General features: G+C 59.5%; 11 protein-coding genes, 1 tRNA gene and 1 rRNA gene. All 13 read left to right on the top strand.

Annotation, left to right across the window (positions count from 1 at the left end):
• The first annotated feature begins 97 nt into the window (after positions 1–97).
• Positions 98–212, top strand: a 5S ribosomal RNA gene (gene rrf / locus CF137_RS17695).
• Between the two features lie 106 nt (positions 213–318).
• Positions 319–394, top strand: a tRNA-Thr gene (locus CF137_RS17690).
• 367 nt (positions 395–761) lie between these two features.
• Positions 762–914, top strand: coding sequence for a hypothetical protein (locus CF137_RS17685; protein WP_240038567.1), 153 nt, complete (start codon positions 762–764; stop codon positions 912–914).
• Positions 908–2,173, top strand: coding sequence for a cytosine deaminase (locus CF137_RS17680; protein ID WP_139720706.1), 1,266 nt, complete (start codon positions 908–910; stop codon positions 2,171–2,173). Before CF137_RS17685 ends, CF137_RS17680 begins: the two co-directional genes overlap by 7 nt.
• A gap of 95 nt (positions 2,174–2,268) precedes the next feature.
• On the top strand, positions 2,269–2,646 hold the full coding sequence (crcB, locus tag CF137_RS17675) for a fluoride efflux transporter CrcB (RefSeq protein WP_101345866.1): 378 nt from the start codon (positions 2,269–2,271) through the stop codon (positions 2,644–2,646).
• 65 nt (positions 2,647–2,711) lie between these two features.
• Entirely contained in the window at positions 2,712–3,464 is a 753-nt protein-coding gene (gene ubiE / locus CF137_RS17670) for a bifunctional demethylmenaquinone methyltransferase/2-methoxy-6-polyprenyl-1,4-benzoquinol methylase UbiE (RefSeq protein WP_139720704.1), read from the top strand.
• Between the two features lie 20 nt (positions 3,465–3,484).
• Entirely contained in the window at positions 3,485–4,093 is a 609-nt protein-coding gene (locus CF137_RS17665; RefSeq protein ID WP_139720713.1) for a ubiquinone biosynthesis accessory factor UbiJ, read from the top strand.
• Entirely contained in the window at positions 4,093–5,733 is a 1,641-nt protein-coding gene (gene ubiB / locus CF137_RS17660) for a ubiquinone biosynthesis regulatory protein kinase UbiB (protein WP_139720702.1), read from the top strand. Before CF137_RS17665 ends, ubiB begins: the two co-directional genes overlap by 1 nt.
• Before the next feature lie 42 nt (positions 5,734–5,775).
• Positions 5,776–6,027: a Sec-independent protein translocase subunit TatA gene (tatA, locus tag CF137_RS17655; protein WP_042021132.1), complete on the top strand. Its 252-nt coding sequence runs from the start codon at positions 5,776–5,778 to the stop codon at positions 6,025–6,027.
• A 3-nt stretch (positions 6,028–6,030) separates the two neighbouring features.
• Positions 6,031–6,495 (top strand): Sec-independent protein translocase protein TatB, encoded by a 465-nt coding sequence (gene tatB / locus CF137_RS17650; protein ID WP_139427931.1) that lies wholly within the window; start codon positions 6,031–6,033, stop codon positions 6,493–6,495.
• Complete coding sequence (gene tatC, locus CF137_RS17645) at positions 6,492–7,247, top strand: twin-arginine translocase subunit TatC (protein ID WP_101323234.1); 756 nt, start codon at positions 6,492–6,494, stop codon at positions 7,245–7,247. Before tatB ends, tatC begins: the two co-directional genes overlap by 4 nt.
• A gap of 188 nt (positions 7,248–7,435) precedes the next feature.
• A complete protein-coding gene (locus CF137_RS17640) occupies positions 7,436–8,221 on the top strand; it encodes a TatD family hydrolase (RefSeq protein ID WP_139720699.1) in 786 nt (261 codons plus the stop codon).
• A gap of 3 nt (positions 8,222–8,224) precedes the next feature.
• Positions 8,225–9,241: a porphobilinogen synthase gene (hemB, locus tag CF137_RS17635; RefSeq protein ID WP_139720697.1), complete on the top strand. Its 1,017-nt coding sequence runs from the start codon at positions 8,225–8,227 to the stop codon at positions 9,239–9,241.
• Positions 9,242–9,296: the final 55 nt, after the last annotated feature.

Raw genomic sequence — 9,296 nt, 5'->3', positions numbered from 1 at the left:
ACAGATACCAAGTGAACTACTAACTAATTCAGTGATAGCGATGAAGCCACGAGCAACATCGTTATTCACGTCAGCTTTCTCAGATTGAAGTTATTTGCCTGGCGGCCATAGCGCCGTGGAACCACCTGATCCCATGCCGAACTCAGAAGTGAAACGCGGTAGCGCCGATGGTAGTGTGGCATTCGCCATGCGAGAGTAGGACACTGCCAGGCTTTAATTAAGCAACTACAGCGATGTGGTTGGTCGCGATACGACGTAAGGTTGTGTTGGACAAAATATTTAGATAACGCACACAGTGTGTTCTTTACCGGTTAGTGTGCTGATATGGCTCAGTTGGTAGAGCGCATCCTTGGTAAGGATGAGGTCCCCAGTTCGACTCTGGGTATCAGCACCATGAAAGCAAAAGCCTCCCTGAAAAGGGAGGCTTTTTTGCATTTGCCTTTCGGCAAAAAATCACCATATTCTCTGCTAATCCCCATTTCATAGGGTTTCATACTTCTCCATAGCTCTCCCTTTTTGTGGTTCGTTTGACCACAAAACCCATTGATTTCGCGAAAATCATCATGGTGTGATGGGTGCAAAACGTTTTACATTGAGGGTCCGCCGCGTTTTGCCTATTTCATGGAGAGAAGATATGGCACAGGATAATGAGTGCTGTTGGGGGGCTGTTCCCACCAAGGCGCACCAAAGTCGGCTGTCGCTGATGCTGCTCGGCCTGACTTTCTTCTCTGCCAGCATGTGGACCGGCGGTATGCTGGTAGGTGATAGTCGCCACGGCAGTCGGGGTGGTTGTCGGAAAATGGCTGCCTGGCATAGTGCCACTCAACGCGGTAGTGGGCGCCGCCTTCACCTATTTCATTCTGGCTCGCCTCACCCAGCGGCCGACTCTGGTGCAGGAAGCTAGCAAATGCTGATTCAACATATTCGTTTTGCCGATCGGGAAGGGTTGTGGCAGATCCGTTGTCAGGATGGGGTCATCACCGCCATCGAGCCCCATGACGAACATGCCGTGGCCGGTCGGGTGCTGGACGGGGAGGGCGGTCTGGCCATCGCTCCCTTTATCGAACCCCACATTCACCTCGATACCACCCAGACGGCGGGCGAGCCGAGCTGGAATCTCTCCGGCACCCTGTTCGAGGGGATCGAGCGCTGGGCCGAGCGCAAGGCGCTGCTGACTCATGAGGATGTGAAACTGCGCGCCATTCAGACTCTGAAGTGGCAGATCGCCAACGGCATCCAGTTTGTGCGTACTCACGTCGATGTCTCCGACCCCAATCTGGTGGCTCTGAAGGCGATGCTGGAAGTGCGGGAGGAGATGAAGGAGTGGGTGGAGCTGCAAATTGTCGCCTTCCCGCAGGAGGGGCTCCTCTCCTACCCGAATGGTAAAGCGTTGCTGGAGGAGGCGCTCAAGCTGGGGGCCGACGTGATCGGCGCGATCCCCCACTTCGAGTTTACTCGGGAATATGGGGTCGAAAGTCTGCACTACATCTTCGATCTTGCCGAGAAGTATCAGGTTCTGGTCGATGTGCACTGCGACGAGATCGATGACGAGCAGTCCCGTTTTATCGAGACGCTGGCGACCCTGGCCTACGAGCGGGGTATCGGCCATAGAGTCACCGCCAGCCACACCACCGCCATGCACTCCTACAACGGGGCTTATGCTTCCCGCCTGTTCCGGTTGCTCAAGATGGCGGACATCAACTTCGTGGCCAATCCGCTGGTGAACATTCACCTGCAGGGGCGCTTCGACACCTATCCCAAGCGCCGCGGTATCACCCGGGTGAAGGAGATGCTGGAGGCCAACATCAACGTCTGCTTCGGTCACGACGACGTGTTCGATCCCTGGTATCCCATGGGCACCGCCAACATGTTGCAGGTGCTGCACATGGGGCTGCATGTCTGCCAGATCATGGGGTATGAGCAGATCAACGATGGTCTGAAGCTGATCAGCAGCCACAGCGCCCGCACCCTGAACGTGCAGGATCGCTACGGTATCGAGGTGGGCAAACCGGCCAACCTGCTGATCTTGCCCGCTGATAGCGGTTTTGATGCGGTGCGCCGTCAGGTGCCGGTGCGCTATTCAATCCGTCACGGCAAGGTGATCGCCCAGACCCGCCCGGCCCAGACCGAAATCGTGCTGGGTCAGCCCGAGCCGATCGATTTTCGCCGCTGATTATTCAATCAGGATCGCGGGCGATGAGTTCCGCCTCTGGGCACAAGGGCCGTCAGTGGGACATAATGGCGGCCTGACCCTGAGGGAGTAACGCCATGCAAACCTGGTTCTACGTTGCAGCAGGGGGGGCTATTGGTGCCTCCCTTCGTTTTGGAATTGCCGAATTGATGGCTTTGCTGCTGGGCCGCCACTTCCCTTACGGGACTCTGGTGGTCAATGTGGTGGGCTCCTTCATCATGGGGGTAGCTTATGCCCTCATCAGCCACGGTCATATTGTGGAGCACCCGATGAAGCCGCTGTTGATGGTGGGGATCCTCGGTGCCTTGACCACCTTCTCTTCCTTTGCCCTCGATACAGTAGTGCTGGCTCAACACGGAGCTTATCTGAAAGCACTGCTCAACATGGCGCTCAATCTCTTCCTCTGTCTGGCCATGGTTGTGCTGGGCATGCAGTTGGTTGCGAGCCGGGTTTAAGGTGTCCGCACGCCAGTGGCTCTGGTAAACTGGCGACCATTCTTTGCTCTATGGGTGTTTAAGGGATGTCAGAACAAGCAACGACAACGCATTTTGGCTTTAAAACCGTGGCCGCGACCGAGAAGGAAACTCTGGTAGCAGGTGTCTTCCATTCGGTGGCAGCCAAGTACGATCTGATGAACGATCTGATGTCGTTCGGCATCCACCGCCTGTGGAAGCGCTTCACCATCGACTGCTCCGGGGTACGCAAGGGCCAGAAGGTGCTGGATCTGGCCGGTGGCACCGGCGATCTGACCGCCAAGTTCTCCCGCATCGTCGGCGAGAGCGGTCAGGTGGTGTTGGCGGATATCAACGACTCCATGCTGAAAGTGGGCCGCGACAAGCTGCGCAATCTGGGGGTCGCCAACAACGTCTCCTACGTACAGGCCAACGCCGAGGCACTGCCCTTCCCGGATAACCACTTCGACCTCATCACCATCGGCTTTGGCCTGCGCAACGTCACCGACAAGGACAAGGCGCTCGCCTCCATGTTCCGGGTGCTCAAGCCGGGTGGCCGTCTGCTGGTGCTGGAGTTCTCCAAGCCGGCCAGCGAGGTTATCGCCAAGCTGTATGACCTCTACTCCTTCAAATTGTTGCCTAAAATGGGCGAACTGGTGGCTAACGACGGCGAAAGCTACAAGTATCTGGCGGAATCCATCCGCATGCACCCGGATCAGCAGACCCTGGCAGGCATGATGGAAAATGTCGGTTTCGAACAGGTGGAGTACTTCAATCTGACTCAGGGTGTGGTCGCCCTGCACCGCGGTTACAAGTTTTAAGGTTGCCTATGCCAATCCCGATACAACTGGATGCCATGGTCACCGCGGTGATCGAAACCAGCCTCAACCAGTTGTTGGCGCTGGACAAACAGAGCCCGGAGCGGCTGCGCAAACTGGTGGGCAAGGTGCTCAAGCTGGAGCTGCGTGAACTCAAGCCGCTCTGGTTTGTCTTCTCCGAGCGTCGACTGGATGTGCTGGCCCAGCATGAAGGGGAGGCCGATGCGGTGCTCAGTCTGTCGCTGACCGCCCTCGGTCTGCTGAAAGACTCGTCCGCCCTGACCCGCTATATCCGCGAGGAGAAGCTGGATCTGAGCGGCGATCCCCAGCTGGTACAGGCATTCAGCGTGCTGTTGGGCGAGCTGGATATCGACTGGGAGGAGGAGTTGTCGCGCTATACCGGCGACGTGCTGGCCCACACCCTGTTCAGTGGTGCCCGTCAGGCGCGCCGTCTGGTCGGCCGCGAGCTGTGTCGCACCCGCAGCCAGCTGGCGGAATATCTGACCGAAGAGGCCCGCCTCGCACCCGGCCCGCTGGAAGTGGCGAGTTTTAACGATGACGTCGAGGTGCTGGCCCAGCAGCTCAAGGCCGTTGAACTGCGGCTGGCCCGCTTCGAACAGCAGGTGACCTGATGACCCCGAAGGAGTTCAAACGCCTCTATCGCATCATCACCATCCTGCTGGAGCAGGGCATCGACGAACTGGTGCCCGCCCGCTATCAACCCTGGCCGGGTCGTCTGGCCCGTCGCTCCCTGTTCTGGCTCAAAAACAAGCAACCGGATCTCAGCCGCGGTGCCCGCATCCGTCTCGCCTTCGAGGCCCTTGGCCCCATCTTCATCAAGTTCGGCCAGATGCTCTCGACCCGCCGCGACCTGTTGCCGCCGGATATCGCCGAAGAGCTGGCCCTGCTGCAGGACAGGGTGCCCCCCTTCTGTGGTCAGGCGGCGCGCCAGCAGATCGAGCTGAGCCTGGGTTGCCCCATCGAGACCCTGTTTGACGACTTCGACGAGACGCCACTGGCGTCGGCCTCCATCGCCCAGGTGCACACCGCTCGCCTGAAGGAGAGTGGCCGCGAGATCGTCATCAAGGTGATCCGCCCCGACATCGAGCCGGTCATCGAAGCCGACTTGCGGCTGATGCAGGCGCTGGCCCGTCTGGTGGCCCGTTTCGCGCCCCAGAGCGCGCGGCTGCGTCCCATCGAGGTGGTGGAGGAGTATCGCAAGACCATCCTCGACGAGCTCAACCTGATGCGCGAAGCGGCCAACGCTATCCAGCTGCGCCGCAACTTCACCGGCTCCGAGGCGCTCTATGTGCCTGAAATCATCACCGATCTCTGCCGCGAGCAGGTGCTGGTGATGGAGCGCATCTATGGCATTCCGGTCTCCGATATTGAGGCGCTGGAAGCCAACGGCACCAACATGAAGCTGCTGGCCGAGCGCGGGGTGGAGGTGTTCTTCACCCAGGTGTTCCGCGACAGCTTCTTTCACGCCGACATGCACCCGGGCAATATTTTCGTCTCCTTTGAACATCCGGAAAATCCGCTCTGGATCGGTATCGACTGCGGCATCGTCGGCACCCTCAATCGGGAAGACAAGCGCTATCTGGCGGAGAACTTCCTCGCCTTTTTCAATCGCGACTATCGTCGGGTGGCGGAGCTGCATGTGGAGTCGGGCTGGGTACCGGCAGACACCAAGGTGGACGAGTTCGAGTTCGCCATCCGTACCGTGCTGGAGCCCATCTTCGAGAAGCCACTGTCCGAAATTTCGTTCGGTCACGTGCTGCTCAACCTGTTTAACACTGCCCGCCGCTTCCATATGACGGTGCAGCCGCAGCTGGTGTTGCTGCAGAAGACATTGCTCTATGTGGAAGGGTTGGGGCGTCAGCTCTACCCGCAGCTCGATTTGTGGCAGACCGCCAAGCCCTATCTGGAAAACTGGATGCATGAGCAGGTCGGGCCGAAAGCGGTGTGGAACGCCATCAAGGAGAAGGCGCCGTTCTGGGCGGAGAAGCTGCCTGAATTGCCTGAGCTGGTCTATGAGACCCTGCGCCAGACCCGTCATCAGCAGCGTCACTTCGACCAGATGTTTGCCGAGTTCAGTCGTCACAGTCGTCGCCAAGGGCAGGCCCGCTACCTCTTAGGGGTTGGAGCCAGCCTGCTATTGGCGGGTGTATTCTTGCTGACCCAAAAACAACATATTGAGTGGGGACAAATCAGTCTCGCCGGAGCAGCCCTCTGCTGGCTGGTTGGCTGGTTGCGAACCCGTTCCAATTAAACAAAAACCGCGCCATCAGGCGCCTGCTCTGGAGAGAAAGTCATGGGTGGTATCAGTATTTGGCAATTGTTGATCATCGCAGTCATCGTCGTGCTGCTGTTTGGTACCAAGAAACTGCGCGGGATTGGCGGTGATCTGGGGGCCGCGGTCAAAGGGTTCAAGAAAGCACTTTCCGACGATCCGGCCGATGCCAAGGCCGAGCAGAAAGATGCCGAGTTTCCCCCGAAACAGCTGAACGAAGCGGCTAGTCAGAGTGGCGATGCTGCCAAGCAGAAAGACAAAGATCAGGCCTAAGCCATGTTTGATATCGGTTTTTGGGAGCTGGTCGTTATCGGTGTGGTGGCGTTGGTGGTACTGGGGCCCGAGCGGCTGCCAGTTGCCATCCGCACGGCTACCCACTGGATCCGCCTCATTCGTTCGACCGCCAATTCGGTCAAGTCCGAGCTGGAACAGGAGCTCAAGTTGCAAGAGCTGCACAACGATCTGAAGAAGGCGGAACAGCTGCAGATGAGTAACTTGAGTCCTGAGCTGCAGGAGTCCATCGAACAGCTCAAGGCGGCGGCCCAGTCGGTCAATCGCCCCTATCAGGTGGAGAACGAGATCCGTCCGCCGCGCCCCGAGCCGGTCGCCCAGGTTGAACCTGCCACGCCGGTGGAGCCTGCGGTGCAGCTGAGCCGCGACGTGCCGCCGGTCAATAGCCAGCGGGAGAGCGAACTTGTGCCAGTCGGCGAGTCAGCAGTGAAAGGGGAGGTGAAGCCATGAGTCTGGCCGAGCAACCCCTGATCAGCCATCTGGTTGAGCTGAGAACCCGCTTGCTGCGATCCATCTCGGCCATCCTGATCGTGTTTATCGCACTGATCTACTTCTCCAACAACATCTACGACTTCGTGGCCCAGCCGCTGCTCAGCCAGCTGCCGGAAGGGACCAGCATGATCGCGACGGATGTGGCGACCCCCTTCCTGACACCGATCAAGCTGACTCTGGTGGTCTCCTTCTTCGTGGCGATCCCCTATCTGCTCTATCAGGCCTGGGCCTTTATTGCCCCCGGTCTGTACCAGCATGAGCGGCGTTTAATTATGCCGTTGGTGGTCTCGACAGCCCTGCTGTTCTACGCAGGGATGGCGTTTGCCTACTACGTGGTGTTCCCGCTGGTGTTCGGTTTCTTCACCAGTACCGCCCCCGTCGGCGTGACGGTGGCGACCGACATCGCCAGCTATCTGGACTTCGTACTGACCCTGTTCTTCGCGTTCGGGGTGGCGTTCGAAATTCCGGTGGCCACCATACTGCTGTGCTGGACCGGGGTGACCACGCCGCAAAGCTTGAAGGAGAAGCGTCCCTACGTCATCGTCGGGGTGTTTGTGGTCGGCATGCTACTGACGCCGCCTGATGTCTTCTCCCAGACCCTGCTCGCCATCCCGATGTGGGCGCTGTGGGAGGTAGGTCTGTTCTTCGCCCGCTTCTATGTGAAGAAAGAGGATGAAGAGCAACAGGAACAACCGGATGGGGAGAGCTGAGGCTCTGTTCGTCACCTTTTTGCCGGACGGCGAGAGGATGACGAAGTCCGCAGGAATAGCAGAACGAGGGGAGCTGAGGCTCCCTTCCTCTTTTCATGCTCCCGTTCGAGGCGTATGGTGTTGGCCCATCGAGTAGATGGTTTTCAAATACCTGATATGTATTCCTTTTGTTCGGAACGTCTTATCCCATGATCGATATCGGTTTAAACCTGACCAGCAGCCAGTTCGTCGGTGAGCAGCCTGAACTGGTGGCCCGCGCCCGCGCCGCCGGGGTGGAAGCACTGATCCTCACCGGTACGGATCTGGCTGGCAGCCGCGACAGCGCCGAGCTTGCCGCCCGCTGGCCGGGCTACTGCTTCTCCACCGCAGGGGTCCATCCTCACGATGCCAAGAGTGTCGATGAGGCGACCCTGCCCGCCCTTCGCGAGCTGGCGGCGCTGCCGCAGGTGGTGGCCATTGGTGAGTGTGGCCTCGACTACAACCGCGACTTCTCCCCCCGTCCGGTACAGGATGCGGTATTCGACGCCCAGCTGGCACTGGCCGCCGAGCTCGGGATGCCGGTGTTTCTGCATTGTCGTGATGCGCACGCCCGTTTCATCGAGATCCTCCGCCCCTGGTTGCCGAAGCTGCCGGGGGCTGTGTTGCACTGCTTCACCGGCTCCGATGAAGAACTGGACGAGTGTCTGGCGCTGGGACTGCATATCGGGGTGACCGGCTGGCTCTGTGACGAGCGGCGCGGTCAGCTGCTGCGCGAGCAGGTAGCCCGCATTCCGGCCGGTCGGCTGATGATCGAGACCGATGCCCCCTATCTGGTGCCACGGGATCTGAAACCCCGCCCGAAACGTAACGAACCCGCTTTTTTGCCGCATATCGCCCAAGTGGTGGCGGCCTGTCGTGGTGAAGCGCCCGAGGCCTTGCTGGCCCACATCCGGGCCACCTCCGCCGCGTTCTTCCAACTTCCTCTCCAGGAGTGATTCATGGCTACAACTCTTCCGGGCGCCTTTCCGGGCCGCCGCCTGCGCCGAGTGCGCAAACATGATTTCAGCCGTCGTCTGGTGCGCGAGAACGTACTGACCGTCAACGATCTCATCTATCCGGTGTTTGTGCTGGAAGGGGAGAACCGCCGGGAAGCCGTTCCCTCCATGCCGGGGGTGGAGCGTCTCTCCATCGATCTGCTGCTGGAGGAGGCTGCCGAGCTGGTAGAGCTGGGCGTGCCCGCCATCGCCCTGTTCCCGGTCACCCCGCTTCAGAGCAAGAGCCTGATGGCGGAAGAGGCCTACAGCCCGGACGGACTGGCCCAGCGCACCGTGCGTGCCCTCAAGGCCCGCTTCCCGGAGCTGGGGGTGATCACCGACGTGGCGCTCGATCCGTTCACCACCCACGGTCAGGATGGCATCATCGATGACGAAGGCTATGTGCTGAACGACATCACCACCGAGATCCTGATCAAGCAGGCGCTCTCCCATGCCGAGGCCGGAGTCGACATAGTCGCGCCGTCCGACATGATGGATGGCCGCATTGGTGCCATCCGCGCCGCGCTGGAAGAGAACGGCTTCATCAACACCCAGATCATGGCCTACTCCGCCAAGTACGCCTCCTGCTACTACGGCCCGTTCCGCGATGCGGTCGGCTCCGCCGGTAACCTCGGCAAGAGCAACAAGGCCACCTATCAAATGGATCCGGCCAACAGCAACGAAGCCTTGCACGAAGTGGCGCTGGATATTCAGGAAGGGGCTGACAGCGTCATGGTCAAGCCGGGCATGCCCTATCTGGACGTGATCCGTCAGGTGAAGGATCAGTTTGGCGTGCCGACTTTCGCTTATCAGGTTAGTGGTGAGTACGCCATGCACATGGCGGCGATCCAGAACGGCTGGCTGAAAGAGAAGGAGTGCATCATGGAGTCCCTGCTCTGCTTCAAGCGGGCCGGGGCCGACGGCATCCTCACCTATTTCGCCAAGCGCGTGGCGCAGTGGCTGAAGGAAGATGCCCGTTAAGCAGACGTGACCGAGCGTGTAACGGATAGCAAAGAGGGGAGCCGATGGCTCCCCT

Origin of the sequence: Aeromonas sobria (assembly GCF_006243315.1) — a bacterium.
Taxonomy (GTDB): Bacteria; Pseudomonadota; Gammaproteobacteria; order Enterobacterales; family Aeromonadaceae; genus Aeromonas; species Aeromonas sobria_A.
Note: the sequence above shows the minus strand (reverse complement) of the source record. Positions and strands in the feature narration are given on the sequence as shown.

Excerpts from the sequence above, each read along its gene's own strand:
- CF137_RS17680 (WP_139720706.1), top strand. The coding sequence starts at position 908 with ATGCTGATTCAACATATTCGTTTTGCCGATCGGGAAGGGTTGTGGCAG.
- crcB (WP_101345866.1), top strand. The coding sequence starts at position 2,269 with ATGCAAACCTGGTTCTACGTTGCAGCAGGGGGGGCTATTGGTGCCTCC.
- ubiE (WP_139720704.1), top strand. The coding sequence starts at position 2,712 with ATGTCAGAACAAGCAACGACAACGCATTTTGGCTTTAAAACCGTGGCC.
- ubiB (WP_139720702.1), top strand. The coding sequence starts at position 4,093 with ATGACCCCGAAGGAGTTCAAACGCCTCTATCGCATCATCACCATCCTG.
- tatA (WP_042021132.1), top strand. The coding sequence starts at position 5,776 with ATGGGTGGTATCAGTATTTGGCAATTGTTGATCATCGCAGTCATCGTC.
- tatB (WP_139427931.1), top strand. The coding sequence starts at position 6,031 with ATGTTTGATATCGGTTTTTGGGAGCTGGTCGTTATCGGTGTGGTGGCG.
- tatC (WP_101323234.1), top strand. The coding sequence starts at position 6,492 with ATGAGTCTGGCCGAGCAACCCCTGATCAGCCATCTGGTTGAGCTGAGA.
- CF137_RS17640 (WP_139720699.1), top strand. The coding sequence starts at position 7,436 with ATGATCGATATCGGTTTAAACCTGACCAGCAGCCAGTTCGTCGGTGAG.
- hemB (WP_139720697.1), top strand. The coding sequence starts at position 8,225 with ATGGCTACAACTCTTCCGGGCGCCTTTCCGGGCCGCCGCCTGCGCCGA.